Consider the following 26,930-nt stretch of genomic DNA (forward strand, 5'->3'; position numbering starts at 1 on the left):
GAAGTAGGAGATAGTGACCAGATGTCCACACCCGAGCTCCACCGACGGCCCACCGCGCGGCAGCGGGCGCTGCTGGCCGAGCTCGAGGCGGTGTTCCTGGCCGAGGGCTTCGCCGGGTTCACCCTCGACGACCTCGCCGCCCGCCTGCGCTGCTCCAAATCCACCCTCTACGCGCTCGCGCCGAGCAAGGAACAGCTGGCGGTCAAGGTCGTCGCGCACTACTTCCGGGGTGCCGCGCAGCGCATCGAGGAGCGGATCGCGGGCATCTCCGACGCCCGCGAGCTGATCGGCGAGTACCTCGCCGGTGTGGCCGAGAACCTGAACCGGGCCTCGCCCGCGTTCATGACCGACATTGCGGAATTCGCCCCCGCCCGCGACACCTACCAGCTCAACAGCCGCGCCGCCGCGCGCCGGATCCGCGCGTTCATCGATCAGGGCGTGGCCGGCGGGGTGTTCCGCGACGTGCAGGCCCGGCTGGTCGCGGAGATGGCCGGGCTGATCGTGGAAGGCATCCAGACCGGGGTGCTGGCCCGGCGCACCGACGTGTCCGACGCCGAGGCGTTCACCGCGCTGGGCGAGCTGTTGCTGGGCGGGCTGACCAAGCAGGACTGAACGCCCGCTGTGGACAGGAATTGTCATCGGCCCCTGTTCTAGACTCGCGCTCGTGATCGTGGTGGGTGGAGAGGCGCTGGTCGACCTCGTTCCTGGTGAACCGTTGGATTCCACTGTGGACGGTGGGCTGCGTGCGCTGCTGCCCCGGCTCGGTGGCGGACCGTACAACGTCGCGCTGGCGGCGGGCAGGCTCGGTGTGCCCGCGTCGTTCCTTTCGCGGGTGTCGACCGACCGGTTCGGCTGCGCGCTCGTGGACCGGCTGACGGCCTCCGGCGTCGACATCTCCTTGCTGCAGCGCGGCGATGAGCCGACCACACTCGCGGTGGTGGCGCTCGACGAACGCGGCAGCGCGCACTACACCTTCTACGTCGAGGGCACTGCGGACCGGCTGGTCGCCGATCCCGGACCGCTGCCCGCGGAGACCACCGCACTGTCGCTCGGCACACTCGGCATGGTGCTGGAGCCCGGAGCCAGTGCGTACGAGGCGATGCTGCGGCGCGAGTCGGCGCGCGGCACGCTGACCGTGCTCGATCCGAACATCCGGGAAGCGCTCATCGCCGATCCGGCCGCCTATCGGGCGCGGTTCGTCTCGTGGCTGCCCGATGTCCGGCTGCTGAAGATCTCCGACGACGACGCCGCGTGGCTGGCCGAAGGGGCCGATCCGATCGTGGCCGCGCGTGGCTGGGTCGAGTCCGGTGTGGACGCCGTGGTGCTGACCCGCGGCGCGGACGGGCTTTCGGTGATTACTGCCGCAGGTGAGCTGGCCCACGTTGCATCCCGCACAGTGGCCGTGGTGGACACCATCGGCGCCGGGGACACCGTGCAGGGCTCGTTGCTCGCCTGGCTACATCAGCGAGAGGTGACCAAGCCGGCCGCGCTCGAAGCGGGCGACTGGCGGGAGGCGCTCGCGTACGCGGCGAAAGCGGCCTCCATCACTGTCTCGCGCAGCGGTGCCGAGCCGCCGACTGCCGACGACATGGCCGTCACCGTGTGAACCTGGTCCCAAAGGGGCCGTCCGGGGTAATGCATCGAGTGCGCACCCACCCACCTTTCGACTAGCGTGGTGCTGAATTCATTTTCCCAGCGGGGCGGTGTGCAGCGAGGCGCGTGTTTTCCTCGCGTGAACACGTGGCTACCTGCGGACCCGCAGGCGCCGCCGGCCCGTGCACAACGTGAGAGGGACCTGCATGTCCGACGCGACGAATGCGGGGCAGTCCGGCGGCGAATCCGCGACGCTGCGCCTGCCGAACGGTGAGCACGAATTCAAGGTCGTGCATCCGGTGGAGGGTGCGCCGGGGATCGAACTGGGCAAGCTGCTGGCCTCGACCGGGTACATCACCTACGACCCCGGGTTCGTCAACACCGGTGCCGCTTCCTCGGCCATCACCTACATCGACGGGGACGCGGGCATCCTGCGCTACCGCGGCTATCCGATCGAGCAGCTCGCCGAGAAGTCCACCTTCATCGAGGTGTCCTACCTGCTCATCTACGGTGAGCTGCCGACCGAGGCGCAGCTGGCCGACTTCACCGGGCGGATCCAGCGGCACACCTTGCTGCACGAGGATCTCAAGGCGTTCTTCTCCGGCTTCCCGCGCGACGCGCACCCGATGCCGGTGCTCTCCAGCGCGGTGTCCGCACTGTCCACCTTCTACCAGGACTCGCTGAACCCGTTCGACGAGCCCAACGTGGAGCTGTCCACCATCCGCCTGCTGGCGAAGGTGCCGACGCTGGCGGCCTACGCGTACAAGAAGTCCGTGGGCCAGCCGCTGCTGTACCCGGACAACTCGCTGGGCCTGGTGGAGAACTTCCTGCGGATGACCTTCGGCTTCCCGGCCGAGCCCTATGAGGTCGACCCGGCCGTGGCCAAGGCGCTGGACCTGCTGTTCATCCTGCACGCCGACCACGAACAGAACTGCTCCACCTCGACCGTACGGCTGGTCGGCTCGTCCGAGGCGAACCTGTTCGCGAGCATTTCCGCCGGTATCAACGCGTTGTTCGGCCCGCTGCACGGTGGGGCGAACGCGGCGGTGCTGGACATGCTGGAGGGCATCCGCACCGACGGCGGCGATGTGGCGTCGTTCGTCAACCGGGTGAAGAACAAGGAAAAGGGTGTCAAGCTCATGGGCTTCGGGCACCGGGTCTACAAGAACTACGACCCGCGCGCGAAGATCATCAAGAACACCGCGGACGAGATCCTCGGCAAGATCTCCGGCGGCGACCAGTTGCTCGACATCGCGAAGGCGCTGGAGGAGACCGCGCTTTCCGACGAGTACTTCATCGAGCGCAAGCTGTACCCGAACGTGGACTTCTACACCGGCCTGATCTACCGGGCGCTCGGGTTCCCGACGAAGTTCTACACCGTGCTGTTCGCGCTGGGCCGGCTGCCCGGCTGGATCGCGCACTGGCGGGAGATGATCAACGACCCGCAGACCAAGATCGGCCGCCCGCGCCAGATCTACACCGGGCACGCGGCACGGGACTACCGGCCGCTCTCCGAGCGCTGAGCAAGCTTCCCGATCGCCCCGTCGTGCTCCGGCACGGCGGGGCGATTATCGTTTCCGGGCATGACGATGGAAGCTCCGGTGGTGCTGTGGTTCCGCCGCGATCTGCGGCTGGCCGACCACGCTGCCCTGCACACCGCCGCCGGGCAGGCTGTGAAGGGACCCTTCACGGACTCCAAGGCTGTGAAGGGACCCTTCACAGCCTTGGTCCAGTCAGGGAAACGGGTGCTGGCGTTGTATGTGCTGGATGGGCGGTTGCTGAGGCCTGCGGGCGTGCCGCGGACGGCGTTCCTGCTGGACTCCTTGCGGGAACTCGATGCCGCGCTGTCGGGCAGGTTGCTTGTTCGCCGTGGTGATCCGGTTCGGGAAGTTGTCGACGCGGCAAAGGAAATCGGCGCGTCCGCAGTGCATGTCACGGCCGATCTCGCTCCGTACGGCCGAAAGCGCGACGCGGCCGTGGCGAAAGCGTTGGCAGAGCACGGGATCGAGTGGGTGGCCACCGGATCGCCGTACGCCGTGACGCCGGGCCGGGTCACGAAGCCGGACGGCGACCCGTATCGCGTGTTCACCCCGTTCCACCGCGCCTGGACCCGGCACGGCTGGCCGCGCCCGGCGGACACCTCGGCGTCCATAGTGGACTGGGTGCCCTCGAAGAAATCCCTGGCCATACCGAAATCCCCTGACCTGGGTGAGATGCGGCTGCCCCCGGCCGGTGAACAGGCGGCGCTCGAGGCCTGGCACGCCTTCCTTGAAAACGGCGTCGCGGACTACGCCGCCGAACGGGACCGGCCCGATCGCGAGGGCACCACCCGGATGTCGGCCTACCTGCGCTGGGGTGCCATCCATCCGCGCACCATGCTCGCCGACCTCGCCGGTGATGCGTCCGAGGGTGCGCAAGCCCTGCGTGGCGAGTTGTGCTGGCGTGAGTTCCACGCCGACGTGCTGTGGCATCGCCCGGAGACCGCCCGGCAGAACTACGACCGCCGCTTCGACCGGATGTCCTACGACACCGGACCCGAGGCCGAAGAGGCGTTCGAGCACTGGTGTGCCGGGCGGACCGGATTCCCGATCGTGGACGCGGGGATGCGCCAGCTGCTCGCCGAGGGCTGGATGCACAACCGCGTCCGGATGGTCGTGGCCAGCTTCCTGGTGAAGGACCTGCACCTGCCCTGGCGGTGGGGTGCCCGGCACTTCATGCGTCACCTGGTGGACGGTGACCTGGCCTCGAACCAGCTGAACTGGCAGTGGGTCGCGGGCTCCGGCACGGACGCGGCGCCGTACTTCCGGATCTTCAACCCCACCACCCAGGGGCAGAAGTTCGATCCGCAGGGCGACTACGTCCGCCGCTATGTACCGGAACTCCGCGGGGTCGCGGGGAAATCGGTGCACACGCTGAAGGAGCGTCCGGAGCACTACCCGGCTCCGATGGTCGAGCACGCGCAGGAGCGCCAGGTCGCCCTCCGGCGGTACGGCTCGATCACCAGCTAACGCCAGTGAGTTTTCAGCTGTAAGGTTACGGAGTTGATCGACGAAACGAACGCTGCTGCCCGTACCCGCAACCGGCGTGGTGAAGGTGGCCGGCTGCGCGAGGACATCGTGGTCGCGGCGGATCGGGATTGCGGCGCCGTCGACTTACCGGCATTTCCCGGATCAGCCGAGCATCATGCTGGCCGTGGTGCAGGAGGGTTTCGTCGAGCTGGAACGGGAAATGCACGCTCATGGCCGCAGCGCTGCGTCGACCAGGTGCCGGAACTCGGCGAGCAGAGCGGCCTCGTCGAGGTCGGCGGTGGCCGGCCGCAGGGAGAACGCGAACGACTGCACCACCAGCAGAATCGAACGGACCTGCGCGGGCAGGTCCGCCCGGCGCACCGAACCGTCCCGGTGACCTGCTTCGAGCAGGCTGCGCAGCACCTGTTCGGAGAACTTCTGCGTGCCGCCGAGCCGTTTGACGATATAGGGCACCACCAGCTCCGGATCGACGTCGAGCAAAGTGCGGAACAGCGGGTCCGCGGACAGCGCGCTGATGCTGGCCACCGCGACGCGCACGATCCGTTCCCGGGTGTGCGGTGCCCCGTCGCCGGCCTGCCCGGCGCGCTGCAGCAGCCCGCTGAACTCGCGCGTCATCAGCGCGGCGAGCACGCTGCGTACGTCCGGGAAGCGCCGGTACACCGTCATCCGGCTGATCTGCGCGGTCCGCGCGATCTCGGCGAGCGTGGTGCGCCGCACGCCGACCGCCAGCACGCACTGGCGGGCGGCGTCGAGCAGCACGTCGTCGGCTACCCGGGCCGAGGTCTGGCGGCTGCGCGTGTCCGCGAGCCCGGAGGAGTGCTCTCCCGGCTCAACGTGACGTTTAACGTCCATGTGTCACGACTGTAGTCCTGAATGATCCCGTCAACCACTGTCTCCGGCGATCACGGGGCTGAACAGCTGTGAAGGGACCCTTCACGGACTCAGAGTCCGTGAAGGGTCCCTTCACAGCTTTGCTGCGGGCGGGCCGTGGCCCGGCGCGGGGTGGCCGGTGAGGAGGGCCGCTTCGGCTTGCGGGACGTCGGCGACTCGGACGGGGTGGCCATCGACCAGCAACGGGCAGCGGATCGGCGACGCTGCGACGTACGCGAGTACGTCGTCCAGTTGGGTGCCGTCCTCGGTACGGATGTCCGCGTGCGTCAAGCGGGCCAAGTCGTAACGGCTGCCGCGGCCCTCGCACACATCCAGTACGGCCAGCTGGTCCTCGGTGGCGAACCACACGAAGTGGTCCTCCACCACGTCCGGCAGCGCGGTGAGCGTCGCGGGGCGCTGGCCGTCGCGGGCGCGCAGTCCGGACGCCCACACCGCGGACAGCCCGCGACACTGCACCCGCACCGCCACCACGGGGCCGGTGAGGCCAAGCTCCGTACGCAGCCAGGTGATCTTCGACGGGCACGCATTGGATCCGTACGCGAGTACGGGCGTCCGCGAACGCCACCCCGGCGGCGCCGTGTCCAGTGCATAGCCGGCGCCGTCGAGGTGTACGTACGAGTGGTCCGGCCGCGCGCCGGGATACGGGTCGGCCGGGTAGTCCGCGTCGGTGAAGAGGCTCAGAATTCCACCACGCTGCGCAGCACTTCGCCGTGGTGCATGCGCTCGAACGCCTGTTCCACGCCGTCTACGCCGATTCGTTCGGTGACGAACTTGTCCAGCGGCAGCCTGCCCCGCAGGTACAGATCGACGAGCATCGGGAAGTCCCGCGAAGGCAGGCAATCGCCGTACCAGGACGACTTGAGCGAGCCGCCGCGGGAGAAGAAGTCGATCAGCGGCAGGTCGTCCAGCCGCATCTCCGGCGTGGGCACGCCGACGAGGACCACGGTGCCGGCCAGGTCGCGGCCGTAGAACGCCTGGCGCCAGGTCTCCGGACGGCCGACCGCGTCGATCACCACGTCCGGGCCGAACGAGCGGGTGGCGTCCTGCATCGCGGCGACCACCTCGGCCTCGCTGAGCCCGCGGCTGTTGACCGTGTGCGTGGCGCCGAAGTCCTTGGCCCACTCCAGCTTCTTCTCGTCGGTGTCGATCGCGACGATGGTGGTCGCGCCGGCCAGCCGGGCGCCCGCGACGGCCGCGTCGCCGACGCCGCCGCAGCCGATCACCGCCACCGAATCACCGCGCCCGACCGCGCCGGTGTTGATCGCCGCGCCCAGCCCGGCCATCACGCCGCAGCCGAGCAGCCCCGCGACGGCCGGTTCGGCGGCCTCGTCCACCTTCGTGCACTGTCCACTGTGGACCAGGGTCTTCTCCAGGAACGCGCCGACGCCGAGCGCGGGCGAGAGCTTCGTGCCGTCGGCCAGCGTCATCGGCTGCTCGGCGTTGAAGGTGGAGAAGCAGTACCAGGGCTTGCCCCGCTTGCACGCCCGGCAGGTCCCGCACACCGCGCGCCAGTTGAGGATCACGTAGTCGCCCGGGGCCAGGTCGGTCACGCCCTCGCCGACCTTGTCCACCCGGCCCGCCGCTTCGTGCCCGAGCAGGAACGGGAACTCGTCGTTGATCCCGCCCTCGCGGTAGTGCAGGTCGGTGTGGCAGACCCCGCAGGCCTGCACCGAGACGACCGCCTCGCCCGGTCCCGGGTCCGGCACCAGCACGGTCTCCAGCCCGACCGGCCGGCCCTTCGCCCGTGAAACCACTCCCTGGACCTCGTACGGCATCTGCGCATCCCTTCGGCACCGTTGGCGTTCGGTGGGCAGCTAACCACGGCCCATGCGCATGTCGCCATACCCGGCTCAGGGCGTGATCAAATAGACCACTCCGCCAGGGCCGCCCGCCACCGAACCGGTGTCGGTGTACCGCTTCGTGCGCTGCCAGATCTTCTCGAACTGGTCGCGTTTGTAGACGTTGCGCACCCGGGCATCGGAGCCGGAAGCCGGGTCGTTCACGATCACGTCGCCCGCTTGGGTGAAGCCGACGACCACCATGATGTGCCCGGACGTGCCGTAGCCCGCGCCGTCCAGCTCACTGGACAGAAACGACTGCGAGGTGATCACCGGGATCCCGCGGGCGATGTAGCCCTCCAGCTCGTTCAGGTCGTGCAGCCGGGTGATGTGCCCGCGCAGGCCGAGGGAGGCGGCGTAGGCGGTGTTGAACGGCCAGTTGCCGGTGCCGTCGTAGGCGTAGTCGAAGGTGTTGCGCGCGGCGTAGACCACTGAACGGTCCGGGTAGTCCGCCGGGATCCAGTCCATTTGCGCGGCGGCCGGCTTGCGGCCCCAGTACTCGGCGACCATCTCGGTGGAGGTCGGGCTGCACCACGCCTCGCCGCCCCCGCCGTACTGCGGGAACTGTCCTTTGTGGATGTTCTGGGCGTAGGCGGGCACCTTCAGCTCGACCCCGCGGGCCTGGCCGGGCTTCGTCGCGCGTACGTCGAAGCGGTCCGGCACGTTCGAGGTCATTGCGCCGAGCGTGGACAGCGTCGGTGTCGCGGTACTGCCCGCTTCCCGGTAGAGGGTCACCTTCAGCTGGTAGGACCGCAGGGTGACGCCGGTCTTGGTGCTGAGCGTGTCCACGTCGACCGAGGCGTTGCCGTCGCCCTGGCCGTCCACGCTGGTGCGGTGGATGTCGGCGTCGCCGCTGGCCCAGCGGCCCATCACGTACCAGGTGGTCTCCGCGCCGGCCGAAGTGCGGCCCCTGGCCTGCACCTCAAGCCAGGTCTTCGCCGGGGTTCGCGCGTTCCACGACGCGATCAGCTGGGTCGCGTCGAAGCCCTGCCGGTACTGAGGCGAGGTCCACGTGCCGTAGTCGTATGTGCGGGTGGTGCCCAGCCCCGGTTCGGAGTGCTCGACCTGGCCCGCAGGATGGACGATGCGCAGCCCAGATGGCCCTGGGCCGAGCCCCTCCAGCTTGCCGGCGTACAGCGCACCGCCGGACCATCCGTGGTAGTTGATCGCCTCGTCATTCCCCGAGGCCGCCGCGGCGAACGGGGTCACCCCGATCGTGATCATGCCGACGGACATTAACGTGATCAACCCGCGTGCGCGCATGCCGCCTCCCGAACCCCAGTGCTAGCCAAAGATCTTCACCCTCGGCGGCGGGTAAGTAAACACCCCGCTTCAGCACCGCACGACTCCAGCGCAAACGCTGTGAAGGGCACCTTCACGGACTCTGAGGCTGTGAAGGGTCCCTTCACAGACCAGTCGGCGGGTGGGCACCGACGTGATCAGGTCCGGCGGTCAGCAGTAGAAGGCGCAGGTGGTGCCCGCGGCCGCCAGGGTGGTGAAGAACAGTACCAGGAAGATCACCGCCGGGATGGCCGCGATGATGCCGCAGACCAGTCCCGCGATGGCCATTCCCTGGCCGGTCCAGCCCGGTTTGGCGGCCTGCACCATGCCGGCCCAGGACAGCCCGATCCCGGCCAGCGCCGCGACGATGTTGAAGAACGGGACCCAGAAGCTGACCAGCGCGATGATACCGACGATCATGCCGGCGATGGCCAGCCCGCTGGTCCGCTGTGGCGGAGCGTAGGGCACCCCGTACTGGCCGTAGGGCACCGGCGGCTGGTTCGGCACGGGATAGGACGGCGGCTGGTAGGGATCGGGGTTGGACGGCGGCTGGTAGGGATCGGTCATGAGGTGCTCCTGCCCTGAGTCGATAATGGATACTCGCACGCGGTAGCGGTCGGTGTTACGACGTTCGGAATTTCTCTCCGGATCCGGTGACGGCCGGAAAAGTCAGCCTTTCAGCCCGGACTCGGTCACACCCTGGACCAGATAACGCTGCAGGAAGGCGAACAGCAACACGATCGGCGCAATGGACACCGCGGCGGCCAGGAAGAGCAGATCCAGCTGCGGGTTCTGCGCGGTGAGCAGGCCCGACAGCGCGACCTGGACGGTCCACGAGTCCGGATCCTGCGCGATGATCAGCGGCCACAGGAACGCGTTCCAGCTGCCGATCACGGTGATCACCGCGATCGCCGCGAGGAACCCGCGCGAGTTGGGCAGCACGATCCGGCGGAAGACACCCCACCGGGTCAGCCCGTCGACCTGGCCGGCGTCCTCCAGCTCCTTCGGGAAGTCCAGGAAGTACTGCCGGAACAGGAACACGCTGAACGCACTGAACAGCCCGGGGATCACCAGCCCGCGGAAGTCCGAGAGCCAGCCGAGCGTGGAGACCACCACGAAACTCGGCAGAAAGGTCACCGAAGCCGGGATCATCAGCGTCGCGAGCACCGCGTAGAACACCGGCTTCGAATAGCGGTAGGGCACCCGGGCGAGCCCATAGCCGGCCAGCGAGCAGACCACGATCAGCCCGGTCGTCTGCAGCACCGCGACGATCGCCGAATTCAGCAGGCTGCGTGCGAACGGCACGTCCTGCTGGTCGAAGAGCCGGCCGAAGTTCTCCCAGTGCAGGCGCTTCGGCCAGAACGTCCAGTCCGGTGAGGTGATCTCCGCACGTGAGGAAAGACCGTTGCGCAGCAAGAGATAGAACGGCACCAGGAACAACACGGCGGCGATCACCAGCGCGCTCCAGCGCAGGACCGCGCGGATCATGAGGCACTCCGATCGAAGCGGAACAGCCTGCCTTGCAGCAACGTCGCCAGCGCGATCACCATGGCCAGGATCATCGCGCCCGCGCTGCCACGGCCGAGGTCCTGGCCGCCGGAGCCGAGCGAGGTGTAGTAGAGGTACACCAGCGGTGGCCTGCCGAACGGCGGGTAGCCCCGGGAATCGCCGAGGATGTTGTAGAACTCGTCGAAGGCCTGGTAGGCGTTGATCAGATTGAGCAGCAGTACGGCGACGGAGGTCGCGCGCAGCTGCGGCAGGGTGATGTACCGGAAGACCTGCCAGCCCGATTTCGCGCCGTCCAGCCAGGCCGCCTCGTACAGATGCCGTGGGATCCGTTGCAGCGCGGCGAGGAAAAGGATCAGGTAGAAGCCCAGCTGCAGCCAGAGACGCGCGGTCACCAACACGATCCAGTACAACGGCGGGTGCACCGTTCCGGTCCAGGCCACCGGGTCCACGCCGAACAGGCCGAGCACCGAGTTGGCCAGGCCGTAGCGGACGCCGGAGAACAGCGAGGTCTTCCAGATCAGCGAGGCGACCACGTAGGAACAGGCGAACGGCAGGAAGAACACCGACCGGAAGAACGCCCGCGCGAACTTCAGCTGGTGCACCCCGAGGGCCAGCGCGAGCGACAGCACGAAGGTGAGCGGCACGATGAACACCGCGAACACACTGAACGTGCCGAGACTGGCCAGGAACGGCCCGTCGCTCAGCATCTGCGCGTAGTTGTCCAGGCCGACGAACACGCTCGGGGTCACCGTGTCGCGCGCGTCGAAGAACGACAGGTAGAGGCTCCACCCGATCGGCAGATAGCCGAACACCACGAGCCCGATCAGGAACGGGCCGACGAACCCCCAGAACGCCCACGTGTCCCGGGCCTTGCGGGACAGCGTCATCCGAAGAGGCGCTTCAGCTCGGCCTGTGCGACGGTCACCGCGGCCTTGGTCTGTGCGACCGGGTCCGCGCCTTCCTTGGCGATCTTGGCGACTGCGTCCGACAGCGCGGTGTTCGCCGTCTGTGTCCACACTGGACCGCCGATGAGGTGGCTGTGGTCCTTCAGCAGGCCTGCCACGTCCGCGGCCGGGCCGGTGTGCAGGATGTCCGCCTTGTCGATCAGGCTTTGCCGGGCGGGCACGTGGAATCCGAAGCGGGTGGCGAATTCCAGCTGGTCGTCGGTCTGGTCGATCCAGAGCCACTTCACGAAAGCCTTGGCTTCCTTCACGTGGGCGCTCTTCGCGTTGACCATCGCGCCGTACGCGCCGACCGGCACCGACGGCGCACCGCTGTTGTCCAGCTTCGGGAAGGGAAGCACGCCGAAGTCGTCGTTGAACGCGTCGCGGACCTTCGGGATGTTCCACAGCCCGGTCCACTGCATGGCGCACAGCCCGTCGATGAACGCGCTCGGATCCGACCAGTCCGCCGGTGCGCCGAGCAGCAGGGAACTGTTGGCGTTCAACGTATGCAGCTTGCCGAACGCGGCCGCCGCGCGCGGATCTTCGAAGCCCACCTCGCGGTTGCCGGCCTTGAGATAATCCAGCCCCGCCGACCACAGCAGCGGGCCGGTGAGCGTGCCGACGCCGCCGTCGTTGCCCGCGAAGAGGCCCTTGACCCCGTCCTTGGTCAGCTTGCCCGCGGCGTCGATCAGCTCGTCCACGGTCTGTGGTGGCCCTACGCCCGCGGCTTGCAGCAGGCTCTTGCGGTAGAAGAGCACCTGCGTGTCGGCGGCCTGCGGGATGCCGTAGACCTTGCCCTCCACGGTCTGCGCGGCGAGCACCGCGGGGCTGAAGTCGTTCTTCACCGGCGCGATGAGGTCGTCCAGCGGGACCACCTGGTTCTGGCGGACCCAGTCGATCTTCACCTGGGCCTCGAACACGTCCGGCACCGCGCTGTTCTGCAGGGCGGTGACGATCTTCGAGTCGTAGTCGCCGGGATTCCACTGGACCTTGACCTCGGCCGCCGGGTAGGAACCGGCGTAGCCCCGCACTGCTTCGCGCACGCCGTCCTCGCCGTAGGCGTGATACCACTGCTGCAGGGAGACCCGAGGCGCAGCCGCCGAGGACGACGCACCCGCCGACATCGCCGTCGACGGCGGCGGATCACCCGGCCGGCCGGTGTTCGACCCGCACGCCGCCGCCACCGCGCCGACCGCGGCCGTACCGGCCAGCGAGAGAAACGCCCGCCTGTTGCGCTGCTGCATCCCCGTTCTCCTCCACCCTGCCCGAAGTGCCGGGGCACAGCCTCCCCTACCCGCACCGTCCCCGCCGCGCGGCTCGCCGGACGATCAGGCCTGAGAACCCGGCGACGGCCGCTGCGCCCCGGCGGCGGTGTTCTGCCGCGGTGAAGGAAGTGCCGAAACGGCCGGGTGGCAACGGCATTCTGTGCCAGGCGGGTCTTCGGCAGGTGTGGTCGGGGTCTGGGGCGGTGGGTCTTCGGGAGGGCACTCGTCTGTTCGACTGGGGTGGTTTGGGCGGGGTGCGTGCCGGGCTGGGGTGGGTTTGTGGTGCTTGTGGGTGATGTGCGGGCTGCCTGGTGCCGTCGTGGTTGGGGTACGGAGCCGGCTTGCGGCTTGACCCGGTGCTGGTGCGGGCTGCGGCCTGGTGCCTTCGTGGTTGCGGAACGGATGAGGTGGCGTGCGGCCCGATCCGGGGGAGTTGTGGATTACGGTGCTGGCGGGGTCGAGCGCGGCTTTCCTGGCGGGGCAGCTCGCCCGCTGCCGCTGTGGTTGTGGTGGTCCCTCACCCGGCGTCGTTCCCCTGCTGCCGTATCGGGTTCGTCCCATATCGGCGCGCGGTCGTTTGAGCACTGTTCGAGCACCGTTCCAGCCGGGTCGGCGATTGTCGGTCCTTGTCCGTGGCCATGGGGGTTCCGCGGGCCGAGGCGGGAGGAACGCCGTGATGATGCAACCACCGGTCGCCCTGGTACTGCCAGGGGCCGGCGCGCACTATCCGCGGATGGCGGCCGGGCTGTACCGGCGGGAGCCGGTGTTCACCACGGCCGCGGACGAGGTCTTCGACCTGCTCGGCCCGGCCGGGCAGGGCGTGCGCGCGGACTGGCTCAGCGACGACCCGGTGGTGCCGATGGACCACGCCACCCGCTCGCATGTGCTGGTGTTCGTGGTCGGCTACGCGCTCAGCAGGCAGGTGATGAGCTGGGTCGGCCCACCGGCCGCGGTGCTCGGGCACGGTGCGGGCGAACTGGCCGCCGCGACCCTGTGCGGGGTGTTCGGCCTGGCCGATGCGGTCGAGCTGCTCTGGGCGCAGGCACGTGGCCTGGCCTCCGCCCCACCCGGCGGACCGCTCGCCGTGGACACGACCTCCGTCAGCATCACGCGGTACCTCGGCGAGGACGTGGTACTCGGCGCCCTGGACGGCTCGGCCCAGCTCGTGTTGTCCGGCTCACGCGCCCCACTGGCTCGGCTCCGACCCCGGTTGGTCGCGGACGGTTTCGCCTGCCGCCCGGCACCCGCGACGATCGGCTTCCACAGTTCGGCGCCGGTGCCCTTCGTCGAGGAAACCCTGCGGCTGGTCGCCAAGATCGGCCCCGCCTCCCCGGGTATCGCGCTGTACTCGGGCCGCACGACCCGCCGGGTGACCGCGGCCGAAGCGGGCGACCCCTTGTTCTGGGCAAGCCAGCCGACCGCTCCGGCCCGCTTCTGGCCGACGCTGAGGACGTTGCTGTCCGACGGCGATTTCCGCATCGTGGAAGCAGGCCCCGGCCGGACCCTGACCTCGATCGCCTACCGCCACCCCGCCGTGGCGAGGGGCCGCAGCCAGGCGCACGCCGCTTTTCCCGCCCGTCCGCACGGGGAGCGTGCGGAGCGGGTCGCGTTGCGGAAGTTGGCTCGGGCGCTGGGCACGTGACGGTCCGCGGCCGTCGGGATCCTGGTGGACGCTGACGACCCTGCTGCCGGACGGCGGGTTCCGTCTCGGAAGCGGGGCCGACCAGGTGCTGACCTCGACCGCCCACCGCCACCCGCTGTAGCGAGGGGCCGGGCGCACGCCCCGCCACCCGCTCGGGGAGCGTGCGGAGCGGGAAGCCGGGCGACGGTCCGCCTGCCACTGGTTGCCGGGGTGCCTGCGGGCGTTCCTCCCTCCGTTCGTCCGGGAACGGGTGATGTCGGCGGGCGCGCTGGGGTGGTCAGAAGTGCGAGATGTCCAGCTGCCCCTCCGAGTACGAAGCGCGCAGCCGCTTCTTGTCGAACTTGCCCACGCTCGTCTTCGGCACTTCCTTGACGAAGGTCCAGTTCTCCGGCAGCTGCCACTTCGCGACCTTGTCGCCGAGGTAGTCGCGCAACTGTTCGGCGGTCACCGTCTCGCCCTCTTTGACGACGACGGCGACCAGCGGGCGTTCGTCCCACTTCTCGTCCGGGATGCCGACCACCGCGGCCTCGGCAACGGCCGGGTGGCCCATCACCTGGTTCTCCAGATCGACCGAGGAGATCCATTCACCACCGGACTTGATCACGTCCTTGGCGCGGTCGGTGAGGGTGAGGAAGCCGTCCGGGCTGATCTTGCCGACGTCGCCGGTGCGCAGCCACCCCTCGTGGAACTTCTCCGGGTCGACCTCGCTGCCGCCGTGGTAGGCGCCGGCGATCCACGGGCCGGAGACCTCCAGCTCGCCCACCGACTCGTTGTCCCAGGGCAGCACCTCACCGCTGGGCCCGATCAGGCGGGCGGTCACCGAAGCGGGGAAGCGGCCCTGGGTGTAGCGGTAGGCCCAGCGCTGCTCGCCGGTCGAACTCGCCGGCGGGCGGGCCACGCTGCCCAGCGGCGAGGTCTCGGTCATGCCCCAGGCGTGCAGGATCGGCACCCCGTAGCGCTCCTCGAAGGCGTGCATCAGCGACGGCGGCGCCGCCGAACCGCCGACCACGACCTCCCGGATGTGGCTGATGTCCTGCGGGTTCGCGTCCAGGTGCGCGAGCAGGCCCTGCCAGATCGTGGGCACCGCGGCGGCGAAGGTCGGCTTCTCCGCGGCCAGCAGGGCGGCGAGCGGCGCCGGCTGGAGGAACCGGTCCGGCAGCAGCAGCGAGGCGCCCACCATCAGTGCCGCGTACGGCAGGCCCCAGGACATCGCGTGGAACATCGGCACGATCGCCAGCGCGGTGTCCTCCTGCGCCAACGCCATGCTGTCGGTCATGCACACCTGCATCGAGTGCAGCCAGATCGACCGGTGCGAGTAGACCACGCCCTTGGGGTCACCCGTGGTGCCCGAGGTGTAGCACATCGCGGCCGCGGAGCGTTCGTCGATCTCCGGCCAGTCGAACTCGTCCGGCTGCGCGGCCAGCAGCTCGTCGTAGGCGTGCACGGTGACGCCCTCGGGCGCGGTCAGCGTGGCGGCGTCGCCGTTGGCCACGATCACGTGCTTGACCGTCTTCATCGCGGGCAGGTTCTTCGCCAGCAGCGGCACCAGCGTGCCGTCGACGATCACCACCTGGTCCTCGGCGTGGTTCGCGACGAAGGTGAGCTGCTCGGGGAACAGCCGGATGTTGAGCGTGTGCAGCACCGCGCCCATCGCCGGTACCGCCAGGTAGGCGGCCAGGTGCTCGGCGTTGTTCCACATGAACGTGGCGACCCGCTGATCCCCGGTCACCCCGAGCCCGCGCAGCGCCCCGGCCAGCCGGGCGGCGTGCCTGCCGAGGTCCGCGAAGGTCTCGCGGCGGGATTCTGAACCGGTCCAGGTGATGACCTCGCTCGCTGCGTGCACCTTCGTGCCGTGCCGCAGCAGCTTCGCCAGCGACAGCTGCCCGTCCTGCATCGTGCTCAACATGGGTGACTCCCGTGCTCGTTCGCCGGTGAACTGGGGTGTTGCCGACTGTAATCCGGATGGGCCGCGGCAGGCACCGTCAAGTTCGGATCACGCCGCGGCGACGACCACCCCCGTATCGGGTGGCGCGGCTCCCGCGCCTTGATCAACTTTATCCAAGATTTCCGTTGTGAGACAAGAAAATGCGTTGTCGTAACCGTTGTGAAATAGACTCCCGTTCGGGTGGTCCAATTGCGGCGGAAAACGACCGTTCGCGACCGTTTGCACAGGTGGTGAGGGGTCCCATCACTGCTTCCCCGGCAGGTTGGCCGAGGGTGATAAGTGCGTGTCGGTTGCGCACTCCGCGGGCACGTGGCGTTTACTGGGGCCGTGGTAAGAGACGGCTGGCCAGCGCTTGCTCTTGCAAGCACACGGTGGAAGCCGTCGGCCGCGGAAGCGGACACGTGAGAGGAAAGGACATTACGTTGGCTCTGCCCACGTTGACTCCCGAGCAGCGCGCCGAGGCCCTCGCCAAGGCGGCAGAGGCGCGTAAGGCGCGTTCGGAGCTGCTCGCTTCGATCAAGGCCGGCAAAGAGACCATTGAATCGGTGCTCAAGCAGGCCAAGGAGAACAAGACCATCGGCAAGACGAAGGTCACCCAGCTCCTCAAGGCCGTCCCGGGCCTCGGCGCGGTCAAGGTCGCGGCGCTGCTCGAGCAGGCGGGCATCGACCCCGACCGGCGTGCCGCCGGCCTGGGTGAACGGCAGCGCGAGGCGCTGATCGACGCGCTCAAGTAGCGCTGTGCCCGCGTCCGGGCACCAGGGTCGCGGGGAAGTGTGCCGGAGGTGTTCTTCCGGCAACACTTTCCCCGCGGGCTCCTGGATCCTGGGACGCTGGAAGGGTGCCGACCAGAACCGCACCGGCGAGCCCGGTCGAGACCACCCTCCGCTACCGGCGGGGCGACTTCCTGTTCGCCACGGCTCGTCGTGCCCTGCTCGCGCAGGGTGCCGCCGCCATCCTCGCCGATCTCGACCCGCGCAGGCTGGCCAGGACCGTGGCCGCGGAGCTGGACCGCTCCGGGGTGCCGCTGGCGGTCGGCGCGCTGCCGTTCGACACCGGCCCGGACACCACCGTGCCCGGGCGCCTGGTGCTGCCGCGCACCGTCCACCGGGCGCAGGCCGAGGCGGAGACCCCGGTCCTGCCGCCCGTCGAAGAGCTGCCCGCGCCGGTGGCCACACGGCGCCTGCCCTCGGCCGAAGGGCACCGGGCCAATGTCCGTGCCGCGGTCGCCGCCCTCGGCGAGCGTGGCCTTCGCAAGGCCGTGCTGGCCCGTGCGCTCGACCTCGAATTCGACGCACCGATCCCGGTCGAGCGGATCGTGCGCAATCTGGCCTGCGGCAATCCGCGGCACCACACCTACGCCGCCGAGCTGCCCGGCGGCGCCACCCTCGTCGGCGCGACGCCGGAGCTGCTGCTCTCCCGCGCCGGTGACTCCGTGTTCACCACGCCGCACGCCGGGTCGATGCCGCGCGCGGCCGATCCGGCGGCCGACCGGGCGAGCGGTGAGCGGCTCCGGTCCTCGGCCAAGGACCAGGAAGAACACGCCGTGGTCGTCGAGTACGTAGTCGAGGCACTGCGGCCGTTCTGCCGCAAACTGGACGTCCCGGGCGAGCCCGAGCTGGTCTCCACGCCGGCGATCTGGCACCTGCGCACGGCGATCACCGGCGAGCTGGTGGACCGCTCGGTGACCGCCCTTGACCTCGCTGCCGCCCTGCATCCGACCCCGGCTACCTGTGGCACCCCCACGGCCGGGGCGCGGGCGCTGGAAAAGGAGCTGGAGCCGTTCGACCGCGGTTACTACGCGGGCACCGTCGGCTGGGTCGACGCGGCCGGGGACGGGGAGTGGGCGGTGGCGGTCCGCTGTGCGCAAGTCACGCAGCAGTCCCTGCGCCTCTACGCCGGCGGCGGCATCGTGGCCGCATCCGACCCGGAGGTGGAGTACCAGGAGACCGTCGCCAAGTTCGGCACGCTGCTGGCCGCGATGGGTCTGGACGACCGCTCGGCGTAGGGGCTGCGAAGGGACCCTTCACAGCCCCAGCGTCCAGGGTTCCGGCAAAGTTGGTCGCGGACCCGTGATCAGCAGAGAGAGCCGTGGCTGCCCGACCGGTTTCGGGTCCGTGAGGGTGCCCCTGACGGACTCAGAGTCCGTGAAGGGTCCCTTCACAGCCCTCCGCAGCTGCGCAGGGCCCTCCACACCGACTTTGCCGACGCCCTAGCCGCAGAGTCCGTGAAGGGACCCTTCACAGCCCTGCTCAGGGGAGCCAGTGCTCCTCGGTGACAGTGAGCGCCTCGGTGGTCAGCGCGGCGACGGCGGCGCGGTGGCCCTCGGCGGCCTTCAGGTCGGCCAGCCGCGTGCCGGCCGGGTCCAGAGCGGGATCGCCGGAGGCGACGAGTTCGGCCGGCGCGTCGTAGCGCGAGAACGTGATGCTCTGCAGCGGGATCTTCAGGCCCTTGCCGGTCGCCTTCATCACGGCTTCCTTGCGCGTCCAGTACACGAAGAAGGCCGCCGCGCGTTCCTCGTCCGAAAGCCCGGCCACGGCCTGCTGCTCGGCCGGGCTCAGCGCGTACTCGACCAGTGACGCTTCCGCTTTACGGTTCGAGGTTTCCACGTCGAGGCCCACCGGTACGCCGTCGGTGGCGGCGAGGCCGATCAGCTCACCCGAATGCGAGATCGACAGCACCAGGTCCGCACCGGGCACCCGGGGGCGGCCGTGGGGCTTGCCGCAGTCCTCGCAGGTCGAATCGAAGCGTACGGATTCCGGCTCGCCGCCGAGCCGCTGCGCGGTGAGCGTCTTCGCCAGCACCCGGCCGGTCAGGAACCGCCGCCGGTCGATCTCCTGCCGGTAAGCCTCGAACCGGCCGCGCTCGATGTCGTCGAGCAACCGCAGGTGACGCTCCGCCACCGGGAGCGGAGCCGACCAGCGGACCACGATCTCTGTCACGTGACACCCTCCTCGTCCTTCTCCGATCTTCCCGGTGCCCGCCGGAGTTGTCACGGAAACGGCGCGGAAACCGGGGTCGGACGGCCGGAAATGCGACGGAGGCCCGCTCGGTGTCCGAGCGGGCCTCCGCGGCGAAAGGCAGGGGTGCTACTTGCTGTTGCGAAGCGCGATCGGGACGCCGGCGAGGTCCTCCTCGTTGCAGAGCACCTTCACGTCGTAGTAGGGCGAACCCTGACGTTCGTCGTAGTCCAGATGGATCGCGAGCACGTCGAGCGGTTCCCCGAGCCACTCCTGCGCCTGACGTAGCCACCGGGCACAGCGTTCCAGCGCGGCGGGCAGATCGTCGTCGCGGAATTCGACCGGGCGATACGGCACGTCCTGGACCTGATCACGGGAGTGGGAGGGAGCAGGCAGGCCAGGTGCGAGACCCGAGTCGTCCAGTTCGAGTTGGATCGTTTCCTCGTTCACCCTTCGAGCGTCCCCCACGTTCGCCGCCGGGGCAAGGCGTACCTCACTAATTGCCCGCCCGAACAGGGATGTCCCACACCCGGGCGACGACTTCCCGGCACCGTCGCACCTCGTCCGGACCCACCGCGGCCGGGTTGCCCAGGGCCCGCAACGCCAGTTCCGCGTAATGCGTGGCCAGCTCTTCCAGCCGCAACGGCCCGCGTGGCGAATACCAGCGGGCCACTCCGCTGCACATTTCCAGCAATGCCCGCCGGGTCACCGCGGGGCGTTCGGTGTGGAATGCGCCGCGGCCGACCCCGTCTTCGATGATCCGCGCCCACAACTGCTCGTACTCGTCCCGCAACGCGACCACGCGGCCCCGCGCGGCGGCCGAAAGTGCGTCGACTTCGTTGTCCACCACGCGGGTTTCGCCGGGCGACACGGCGTGCGCGAGCACGTGCAAGGCGACCAGTGCACGCAGCCGGGCCACCGGATCCCCGGCGTCGGTGGTGACCTGCTCCGCCGCGTCGAGCAACCGTTGTAACGCCGTTGTCATGATCTCGACGAGCAGATCTTCCTTGGTGCCCATGTAGTGGTAGAGCGTGGCCGACGAAAGCTCCGCACGCTGTGCGAGATCGCGGATACCCGTACCGTGGAAACCCTTGGTGGCAAAGAGTTCCACCGCTGCCGCACGAACTCGTTCGGCGCTGTTCACAGCCACCGCCCGGTGCTGCGGTCCCAGGCGCCGGCGCGGAGATCGACGGCCTTGCGCAGCTCGCCTTTCGCCACGCGTTCGGACGGCGTCAACGGAAGGTCTTCGGCAAAGGTCCAGAACCGTGGCACCTTGAAGTAGGCCAGCTGTCCGGCGCAGAACTCCGCCAGCTCCGACGGCGGCGGGCGCTCGCCTTCGCACACCACGTACGCCTTCACCTCCTCGCCGCGTAACTCGTCGGGCACGGCGAGCACAGCCGCGAGCCGGACCGCCGGGTGCTGCAGCAGCGCGCGTTCCACCTCGTCGGCGGAGACGTTCTCGCCGCTTCGCCGGATCATGTCCTTGGTGCGGCCGACGTAGTAGACGCGCCCCTCGGCGTCCATTCGCGCGAGATCGCCGGTGTGGAGCCAACCGCCGGTGAACACGCGTGCGGTGGCTTCGGGATCGTCGTGGTAGCCCTGCATCAGGCCGAGCCCGCGGATCAGCAGCTCGCCGGTTTCCCCGCGGGGCAGCGGCTTCCCGTCCTCCCCGGCGATGATCACTTCGCGGTCGCGGGTAGGCCGTCCAATGCAGCCGGTGCCGACTGCGACGTCGTGGTCGGCCTCCGAGACCCGGAGATCGCTGCCGCTCTCGGTCATGCCGAAAGCCTCATACCACGGCACGCCCCAGCGTTGCTCCAGCTCGGCATGCAGCTCCGGTGGGATCGACGCCGAGATCGCCCGCACCTTGTGCGCACGGTCGGCCGGGCCCGGCGGCTGGCGCAGCAGCAGTGTGGGCATCAGGCCGAGGCAGTAGAACCAGGTCACGCCGTGTTCGCGCACCTTGTCCCAGAACGACGACGGATGGAACCGGTCCAGCACCACGAGCGTGGCACCGCCGGCCAGCCCGAGCGCGACGTTCCACTGTGGATCGATGTAGTGGAACGGCTGGGCGGTGAGCAGGACGTCGCCGGCGCCGATCGAGGGAAAATCGGTGGTCAGCCCGAGTGCGAGGGTGGTCCAGTAGCGGTGTGGCAGCACGCAGCCCTTCGGCGCGCCGGTGGTACCCGAGGTGTACTGGATGTTCATCGGTTGTTCGGCCACGACCGGATCGGCTTCCCGGACGGTGTCCGAACGCAGCCCGTCCGGCGTGAGCACCCGCTCGACGGCGGTGTCCGGTGCGATCTTCGCCAGCAGCTCCACGAATTCCCCGGCGGCCACGGCGAAGCGCGCGCCGGAATGACGAAGCACGTGTGCGCCGTCGAACTCGCGGTAATTGATGTTCACCGGGACCAGGACCGCGCCGAGCTTCGCGAGCGCGAGCCACAGCAACGGGAACTCGGGTTGATTGCGCAGCATCACCGCGACCCGATCACCGGTTCGCACGCCCAGCTCGTGCAACCCTGCGGCGAACCGGCCGCTGTGCTCGTCGACCTCGGCGAACGTGTAGCGAGCGCCGGTGGCGTCGAAGTGCCACGCGGTGCGCTCCGGCCACTGCCGCGCGGCCTGAGTGACCAGCGCGACGAGGGTGTCGGCGTTCACGATCGGCTCCGGAAAGCTTCGGTGGACTCCCGGACCGCGGCCGAGTGCTCGGTGATCAGCGCGTGGCTGATCTCAAGCTCCAAGGCCGATTCGAGGGCGTGGTCGATGCCGGAATCGAGTGCTCGCTTGGCCATCGTGGCCGCCTCGGGCGGGTGGTGCGCGATCTTCTCGGCCCAGCCCAGCGCTAGCGGCATCAATTCTTCTGCGGGCACGGCCGCGTTGACCAGGCCAAGCTCGTGCGCGCGGCGGCCGTTGAAGCGTTCGCCGAGCAGCAGCAGTTCCTTCGCCTTGATCGGTCCGACGAGCAGGGGCAGCAATCGCGACGCGGCGCCGGTCACGCTCAATCCGAGCGACACCTCGGGGAACCCGAACACCGCGTCCTCGGCGGCCAGGATCAGGTCACAGCCCAGCGCGAACTCCGCGCCCGCGCCCAGCGCGTAGCCGTGCACCGCGGCGAGCACCGGTTGTGGCAGCGCGCGCAGCCGCCGGGTGATGTCCTGGAGCCGGTCCAGCCGGGGGCGGGAATCGCCTTCGGGCGTGGGTTCCTTAAGGTCGTGCCCGGCGCAGAAGGCGCGCCCGTTTCCTGACAGCAGCACCACACTGGCGGAGCTGCGGGCCGCGCCGTCGAGCGCGGCGAGGAAGTCGTCCACCAATACCGGGGCGACCGCGTTCAGCCGCTCGGGACGGTTCAGCCGGATCTGCGCGATGCCGCCTTCGACGGCCAGGTCCACGGTGCTCATGATGTCGAGCCTAGACGTTCGATCGATCGATCGATAGGGTCAGTCGCATGCGGGTCGACGCGGTGTACGAGAACGCCCGGCTGGTGACCGGGGAGAGTGCGCTCGCCGTGTTGCACGGCCGGATCGTGGCCGTGGGCGAGGACGCGGAAGGGCTGTCCGCGCGGCGGCGGGTGGACCTCGGCGGCTCGTTCGTCGCGCCCGGTTTCCACGACGCGCACAACCACATGGCCTGGTTCGGGATGGCCCTGGACGACGTGCCGCTGAGCGAATGCCGCAGCGCGGAAGAGATTTACGACGCGATCGCCCGGCGTGCGGCCGGGTTGCCCGCCGGGAGCTGGGTCGTCGGCAGTGGTTACGACCAGAACAAGCTGGCCGGCGGGCAGCATCCGGACCGCCGTGGACTGGACCGCGCGGCCCCGGGCCTGCTCGTGCGGCTGATGCACACTTCGGGGCACATGACGGTGGTCAATTCCGCCGTGCTCGATCAGCTGGACCTGGTGAACGTGCCGGTCGGCGGCGACGTGGTGTGCGACGCCGAAGGCTCGCCCACCGGGCTGCTGCGCGAACAGGCCCAGCTGCTGCTGCGGCCGCTGACCTATCCGGTGCCGATCGAGTCCGTGGTCCGTGGTCTGGACCGGGCGAGTACGCGGTACCTGTCCGAGGGCATCACGAGCGTGCAGGAAGCGGGGATCGGCGGCGGGCTGGTCGGGCAGACGCCCGCCGAGCTGGCCGCGTACCAGCTGGCGCGTGAACGCGGGGTGCTTCGGGTGCGCAGCACGGTGATGGTGTCCGCCAGCGTGCTGCACGATCTGCCGGACGGTGCCGGTTTCGGGCTCGACCTCGGGCTGCGCACCGGGCTCGGCGACGAGTGGCTGCGCGTCGGGCCGATGAAGTTGTTCGCGGACGGTTCCCTGGTGGGCCGCACCTGTGCGATGCACGAGCCGTTCGACGGCGAGCCGGACAACCGTGGCTACTTCCAGGTGCCGGAGGAGGAACTGGCCAGGACCATTCGCCTCGCCCACGACGCGGGCTGGCAGATCGCGACGCACGCGATCGGCGACCGTGCGATCACGGTGGTGCTCGACGCCTACGAAGCCGCGCTGGCCGCAACGCCGCGGCCGGACCACCGGCACCGGATCGAGCACTGCGCGGTACTCCAGCCCGCGGAGCTGGCCCGGCTCGCGCGGCTGGGCCTGATTCCGTCCCCGCAAGGCCGGTTCGTGAACGAGCTGGGCGACGGTATGCGTGCCGCGCTCGGCGAGGCCCGGGTGCCGTGGTGCTATCGCCTGCGCAGCCTGCTCGACGCCGGATGTGTCCTGCCGGCCAGCTCCGATCGCCCGGTGGTGGACGGTGCGCCGCTGCTCGGGCTCGCGGACATGGTGGCACGCCGGACTTCGACCGGTGCGCCGTTCGGCCCCGGCGAGGCGCTGACGCCCGCGGAAGCCTTGCGCGCCTATACCTACGGCTCGGCTTACGCCACCTTCGCGGAGTCCTACCTCGGCACGCTGGAGCCGGGGAAGCTGGCCGATTTCGTCGTGCTGTCCGCGAATCCGCTGTCCACAGTGGAACGACCGGAGGTGCTGGCGACCGCCGTGGCGGGCGAACTGCGGTACGAGGCGGGGTGAGCCGCGTGGCCCGACGCTATCGTTTCCGCGCCCCGACGACGAACTCCATCGCCTCCCTCGCCAGCTCCGCCCAGCTCAGCGGCGAATCCGGGGCCACTGCGAGCCACTCCTTCATCGGCGTCCCCTTGTTGGCGTCGAATCGCACGCCGTGCCCGTCTTCGACCAGCGCGTCCACCCTGGACTTCGGCAGCTTCACCACCAGCCTGCCCCGCACGTGCATGGCGAAGATCCGGTTGTGCACCCGCAGCGCGTGCGAGCCGAATCCCCGGCTCGCGCCCGGCGGGGTCACCTCCGGCAGCCGCTGGAACTCGTCGACGAGGTCTTCGAACCGTTCGTCCTCGGTCATACCGGCGACGGTACCGACCGGCACCGACAGAAACCGAACAGAAAGGGGCGCCCGATGCCCGTGCGCGACGCCGTCTCCGAGGACATCGAGGAGATCTGCACGCTGATCGAGGAGCACGCGGTCTACGAGGACAAGCACGACCTCAAGCTGGACCGCGCGCAGATGAGCGGGCACCTGTTCGGCCCGGAACCCAAGGCGTGGGTGCTGATCGCCACGCCGCCCGGCCGTCCGCACGAGGTCGCCGGATTCGCCTTCTGCAGCTGGAATTTCTCCACCTGGGAGGGCCGTCCGGGGATCTGGCTGGACGATCTGTTCGTCCGCCCGCAGTATCGTCGGCACGGGCTCGGCCAGGAGCTGCTGGACGCGCTGCGGGCCCGCACCACCGGCCGGGTGGAATGGGACATGCAGGCGGGCAACGAGAAGGGCGAGGCGTTCTACGCGCAGCTCGGCGCGGAGCCGGTGCCGGGCTGGATCCGCTACCGCTGGCGGCGCTGAGCACACCCCGCACCTTCGCGGATCGTGACGGGAGCTGCCCGTATCGTAGGCGGCATGGAAGATGGTTCCGTCCGGAAGTCGTCCTCGGTCGAGGACTACGTGCGGGTGATCTACGGCCTGGTCGAACGGGGCGAGGCGGTCACCAACGCCTCGCTGGCCGGGCGGCTTGAGGTCAGCCCGTCCTCGGCGTCCGGAATGGTCACCAAGCTGGCGCAGCTCGGGCTGGTCGAGCACGTGCCCTACCACGGCATCGAGCTGACCGGCGAGGGCAGGCGGCTGGCCCGTTCGGTGCTGCGCAGGCACCGGCTGATCGAGACCTACCTGGTCTCCGAGCTGGGCTACACCTGGGACGAGGTGCACGCCGAGGCGGACGCGCTGGAACACGCCGTGTCCGATCTGCTGATCACGCGGATCGCGGCGAAGCTGGGCGACCCGGCCCGTGATCCGCACGGCGACCCCATCCCGGCCGCGGACGGCAGCGTCGAGGAGCTGCCGATGCGCATCCTGGACGATCTGCCGCCGGGCGCGGTCGGCGAGATCGTGCGGGTCTGGGACACCGATCCGGACCTGCTGCGGTATCTCACCGAGCACGCGATCTCCCTCGGCGAGCGGATCGAGGTGGTGGAGCGCCAGCCGTTCGGCGGTCCGATGGTGGTCAAGGTCGGACAGCCGCCGCACGTCGCCACGCACGCCATCGGCAAGGAGATCGCGCAGGCGCTGTCGGTCGCGCTGCGCTGAGCTGCGTCCGCGGGCGTACGCGCGGGTGTCGCCGCCGGGCGGATGTGCCGTCCCGCGCCGCCGCCGACCATGGTGGGCATGACCACCGAACAGTTCCGCTTTGGCATCGTCGCCGGGTACGCCCCGGATCTGGCGTCCTGGACCGCGCAGGCCCGCCGGATCGAGGAACTCGGCCTGGACACGATGCTCGCGACCGACCCGGTCGGCGGGCTCGACCCGTTGACGCTCGTCCCGGCCGCCGCGGCGGTGACCAGCAGGCTGACCGTCGGCACGTTCGTCCTCGCCGACCCCTTCCGTGCTGCCCGTCAGCTCGCCTGGCAGGTCGATTCGCTGCATCGGGCCACCGGTGGGCGATTCGAGCTGGGGCTCGGCGTCGGGCATCCGGGCGCCGGCGCGCAGGCGGCCACGCTCGGTCGCGAGTTCGCCGCTCCGGCCGAACGCGTCGCCCGGCTCGCCGACACTCTCGATCTGCTCCGTGAGTCGCCTTCCCGGCCTCGGCTGATGCTCGCCGCCGCCGGGCGCAGGATGCTCCGGCTGGCCGCGCGGACCGCCGACACGGTGACCTTCGCCTGGTCCCCGCGGACCACCGAGGAACAAGCAGATTCCATTGTGGACACTCTGCGGGCGGAGGCGGGCGGCCGGGACCTCGAACTGGCGGTGAACCTGGTCGCGATCGGCGCCGAACCGTCCCCGCGGCTGGCGAAATTCACCGGGATCGACGTGCCACAGCTGGTCGAGGAGAAGGCGGTCACGGTGCTGCCATCGGATCCCTCGGCCGCCGCGGACACCCTTGCCCGCTGGCGGCAGCGGTGGGGAATTTCCTATGTGACGGTCAATTCCGGTTACGCCGCAACGCTTGCGGAGATCGTCGCGGCGTTGCCCGCGCGTGGGTGAGGGCTCTTCCGATCAAGCTGCCCGTGGGCCTACCCTCTCTGGGATTTCCCGCGGATGGTTGGTTCGGAGCGTGCGCGATGACCGGTGGGCGAGCGGTCGGGCAAGAGCACCCGACGGTGCCGGAACTCGAGCGGCTGCTCGAAACCGGGCCGTTCGCGGAGGCGCTGAGAACGGCGATCCGGGTCCGCGGGCTCGGCCTGGAGCGGATCAGGTACCGCCTGCGCAGCCGTGGCACGCCGATCAGCCTCGCCACGCTGAGTCACTGGCAGTCCGCGCGCTGCCGCCCCGAACGTCCGGAATCCTTGCGGGCGTTGAGGAGTCTCGAAGACATCCTCGGCGTGCCGGACGGCGCGCTGACTCGCTTGCTCGGCCCGCCACGGCCACGCGGCGGCCATCCGCGCTGACGCTCGCCCAGGGCTGTGAAGGCCACCTTCACGGCCCCAGAGGCCAGGGTTCCGGCAAAGTCGGTATAGAGGTCCGTGAAGGGACCCTTCACGGACTCTGAGTCTGTGAAGGGTCCCTTCACAGACTCAGCAC

General features: G+C 69.6%; 27 protein-coding genes. 12 read left to right on the forward strand and 15 right to left on the reverse strand.

Translation table 11 applies throughout. The features are described 5' to 3' along the window. The first annotated feature begins 21 nt into the window (after positions 1-21). The 4 genes from D5S19_RS10505 (at position 22) to D5S19_RS10520 (ending at position 4,601) form a co-directional block, all read left to right on the forward strand. Entirely contained in the window at positions 22-612 is a 591-nt protein-coding gene (locus tag D5S19_RS10505; protein WP_120023154.1) for a TetR/AcrR family transcriptional regulator, read from the forward strand. A gap of 52 nt (positions 613-664) precedes the next feature. Next, the gene (locus D5S19_RS10510) at positions 665-1,606 is read left to right on the forward strand and encodes a carbohydrate kinase family protein (protein ID WP_120023155.1); all 942 of its coding nucleotides are present in this window, start codon (positions 665-667) and stop codon (positions 1,604-1,606) included. A 193-nt stretch (positions 1,607-1,799) separates the two neighbouring features. Further along, the gene (locus tag D5S19_RS10515) at positions 1,800-3,116 is read left to right on the forward strand and encodes a citrate synthase (RefSeq protein WP_120023156.1); all 1,317 of its coding nucleotides are present in this window, start codon (positions 1,800-1,802) and stop codon (positions 3,114-3,116) included. A gap of 60 nt (positions 3,117-3,176) precedes the next feature. After that, on the forward strand, positions 3,177-4,601 hold the full coding sequence (locus D5S19_RS10520) for a cryptochrome/photolyase family protein (RefSeq protein WP_120023157.1): 1,425 nt from the start codon (positions 3,177-3,179) through the stop codon (positions 4,599-4,601). A gap of 228 nt (positions 4,602-4,829) precedes the next feature. Here D5S19_RS10520 and D5S19_RS10530 read toward each other — a convergent pair whose 3' ends face one another. The 8 genes from D5S19_RS10530 to D5S19_RS10565 form a co-directional block, all read right to left on the reverse strand. Next, positions 4,830-5,474 (reverse strand): TetR/AcrR family transcriptional regulator, encoded by a 645-nt coding sequence (locus tag D5S19_RS10530; RefSeq protein ID WP_120023158.1) that lies wholly within the window; start codon positions 5,472-5,474, stop codon positions 4,830-4,832. A 111-nt stretch (positions 5,475-5,585) separates the two neighbouring features. Next, entirely contained in the window at positions 5,586-6,197 is a 612-nt protein-coding gene (locus D5S19_RS10535; protein WP_407641741.1) for a gamma-glutamylcyclotransferase, read from the reverse strand. After that, positions 6,191-7,288 (reverse strand): S-(hydroxymethyl)mycothiol dehydrogenase, encoded by a 1,098-nt coding sequence (locus D5S19_RS10540; RefSeq protein ID WP_120023159.1) that lies wholly within the window; start codon positions 7,286-7,288, stop codon positions 6,191-6,193. The genes D5S19_RS10535 and D5S19_RS10540 overlap by 7 nt, the downstream gene beginning before the upstream one ends. 75 nt (positions 7,289-7,363) lie before the next feature. Then, positions 7,364-8,575 carry a peptidase C39 family protein gene (locus tag D5S19_RS10545; protein WP_233573814.1) on the reverse strand — a complete coding sequence of 404 codons (1,212 nt, stop codon included), beginning with the start codon at positions 8,573-8,575 and terminating at the stop codon, positions 7,364-7,366. Between the two features lie 228 nt (positions 8,576-8,803). Continuing rightward, complete coding sequence (locus D5S19_RS10550) at positions 8,804-9,199, reverse strand: DUF4190 domain-containing protein (RefSeq protein WP_120023161.1); 396 nt, start codon at positions 9,197-9,199, stop codon at positions 8,804-8,806. A gap of 102 nt (positions 9,200-9,301) precedes the next feature. Next, positions 9,302-10,120 carry a carbohydrate ABC transporter permease gene (locus D5S19_RS10555; protein ID WP_199730430.1) on the reverse strand — a complete coding sequence of 273 codons (819 nt, stop codon included), beginning with the start codon at positions 10,118-10,120 and terminating at the stop codon, positions 9,302-9,304. Further along, complete coding sequence (locus D5S19_RS10560; protein WP_120023162.1) at positions 10,117-11,028, reverse strand: carbohydrate ABC transporter permease; 912 nt, start codon at positions 11,026-11,028, stop codon at positions 10,117-10,119. Before D5S19_RS10560 ends, D5S19_RS10555 begins: the two co-directional genes overlap by 4 nt. Next, entirely contained in the window at positions 11,025-12,329 is a 1,305-nt protein-coding gene (locus D5S19_RS10565) for an ABC transporter substrate-binding protein (protein WP_120023163.1), read from the reverse strand. Before D5S19_RS10565 ends, D5S19_RS10560 begins: the two co-directional genes overlap by 4 nt. A gap of 697 nt (positions 12,330-13,026) precedes the next feature. Here D5S19_RS10565 and D5S19_RS10570 point away from each other — a divergent pair. After that, positions 13,027-13,992, forward strand: coding sequence for an acyltransferase domain-containing protein (locus D5S19_RS10570; protein ID WP_120023164.1), 966 nt, complete (start codon positions 13,027-13,029; stop codon positions 13,990-13,992). A gap of 277 nt (positions 13,993-14,269) precedes the next feature. Here the strand turns inward: D5S19_RS10570 and D5S19_RS10575 are convergent, their stop codons facing one another. Continuing rightward, positions 14,270-15,898: a long-chain fatty acid--CoA ligase gene (locus D5S19_RS10575; RefSeq protein WP_120023165.1), complete on the reverse strand. Its 1,629-nt coding sequence runs from the start codon at positions 15,896-15,898 to the stop codon at positions 14,270-14,272. A gap of 461 nt (positions 15,899-16,359) precedes the next feature. Here D5S19_RS10575 and mihF point away from each other — a divergent pair, with 461 nt between their 5' ends. Together mihF and D5S19_RS10585 are read left to right on the forward strand one after the other, a co-directional pair. Further along, on the forward strand, positions 16,360-16,671 hold the full coding sequence (mihF, locus tag D5S19_RS10580; protein ID WP_170069819.1) for an integration host factor, actinobacterial type: 312 nt from the start codon (positions 16,360-16,362) through the stop codon (positions 16,669-16,671). Positions 16,672-16,775: 104 nt separating this feature from the next. Further along, positions 16,776-17,942, forward strand: coding sequence for an isochorismate synthase (locus D5S19_RS10585; protein ID WP_120023166.1), 1,167 nt, complete (start codon positions 16,776-16,778; stop codon positions 17,940-17,942). 244 nt (positions 17,943-18,186) lie between these two features. Here the strand turns inward: D5S19_RS10585 and D5S19_RS10590 are convergent, their stop codons facing one another. The 5 genes from D5S19_RS10590 to D5S19_RS10610 form a co-directional block, all read right to left on the reverse strand. Next, on the reverse strand, positions 18,187-18,876 hold the full coding sequence (locus D5S19_RS10590) for a 4'-phosphopantetheinyl transferase family protein (RefSeq protein ID WP_120023167.1): 690 nt from the start codon (positions 18,874-18,876) through the stop codon (positions 18,187-18,189). 147 nt (positions 18,877-19,023) lie between these two features. After that, the gene (locus D5S19_RS10595) at positions 19,024-19,344 is read right to left on the reverse strand and encodes a hypothetical protein (protein ID WP_120023168.1); all 321 of its coding nucleotides are present in this window, start codon (positions 19,342-19,344) and stop codon (positions 19,024-19,026) included. Between the two features lie 46 nt (positions 19,345-19,390). Further along, positions 19,391-20,038, reverse strand: a complete 648-nt coding sequence (locus tag D5S19_RS10600) for a TetR/AcrR family transcriptional regulator (RefSeq protein WP_120023169.1) — start codon at positions 20,036-20,038, stop codon at positions 19,391-19,393. After that, on the reverse strand, positions 20,035-21,555 hold the full coding sequence (locus D5S19_RS10605) for an ATP-dependent acyl-CoA ligase (protein ID WP_233573815.1): 1,521 nt from the start codon (positions 21,553-21,555) through the stop codon (positions 20,035-20,037). The genes D5S19_RS10600 and D5S19_RS10605 overlap by 4 nt, the downstream gene beginning before the upstream one ends. After that, positions 21,552-22,295 carry an enoyl-CoA hydratase/isomerase family protein gene (locus D5S19_RS10610; RefSeq protein ID WP_120023171.1) on the reverse strand — a complete coding sequence of 248 codons (744 nt, stop codon included), beginning with the start codon at positions 22,293-22,295 and terminating at the stop codon, positions 21,552-21,554. Before D5S19_RS10610 ends, D5S19_RS10605 begins: the two co-directional genes overlap by 4 nt. Positions 22,296-22,342: 47 nt before the next feature. On the opposite strand from D5S19_RS10610, the gene D5S19_RS10615 reads away from it, so the two are divergent. Continuing rightward, entirely contained in the window at positions 22,343-23,920 is a 1,578-nt protein-coding gene (locus D5S19_RS10615) for an amidohydrolase (protein WP_120023172.1), read from the forward strand. Positions 23,921-23,936: 16 nt separating this feature from the next. Here D5S19_RS10615 and D5S19_RS10620 read toward each other — a convergent pair whose 3' ends face one another. After that, positions 23,937-24,266, reverse strand: coding sequence for an MmcQ/YjbR family DNA-binding protein (locus tag D5S19_RS10620; protein WP_120023190.1), 330 nt, complete (start codon positions 24,264-24,266; stop codon positions 23,937-23,939). Between the two features lie 54 nt (positions 24,267-24,320). Here D5S19_RS10620 and D5S19_RS10625 point away from each other — a divergent pair, with 54 nt between their 5' ends. The 4 genes from D5S19_RS10625 (at position 24,321) to D5S19_RS10640 (ending at position 26,797) form a co-directional block, all read left to right on the forward strand. Then, on the forward strand, positions 24,321-24,761 hold the full coding sequence (locus D5S19_RS10625; RefSeq protein ID WP_120023173.1) for a GNAT family N-acetyltransferase: 441 nt from the start codon (positions 24,321-24,323) through the stop codon (positions 24,759-24,761). Positions 24,762-24,815: 54 nt separating this feature from the next. Further along, positions 24,816-25,499, forward strand: a complete 684-nt coding sequence (locus D5S19_RS10630) for a metal-dependent transcriptional regulator (protein WP_120023174.1) — start codon at positions 24,816-24,818, stop codon at positions 25,497-25,499. Between the two features lie 78 nt (positions 25,500-25,577). Continuing rightward, the gene (locus D5S19_RS10635; protein ID WP_120023175.1) at positions 25,578-26,393 is read left to right on the forward strand and encodes an LLM class flavin-dependent oxidoreductase; all 816 of its coding nucleotides are present in this window, start codon (positions 25,578-25,580) and stop codon (positions 26,391-26,393) included. Positions 26,394-26,470: 77 nt separating this feature from the next. After that, a complete protein-coding gene (locus tag D5S19_RS10640) occupies positions 26,471-26,797 on the forward strand; it encodes a transcriptional regulator (RefSeq protein ID WP_120023176.1) in 327 nt (108 codons plus the stop codon). The last annotated feature ends 133 nt before the right edge of the window (positions 26,798-26,930 follow it).

It is taken from the genome of Amycolatopsis panacis, from assembly GCF_003600245.1.
GTDB classification, from domain to species: Bacteria; Actinomycetota; Actinomycetes; order Mycobacteriales; family Pseudonocardiaceae; genus Amycolatopsis; species Amycolatopsis sulphurea.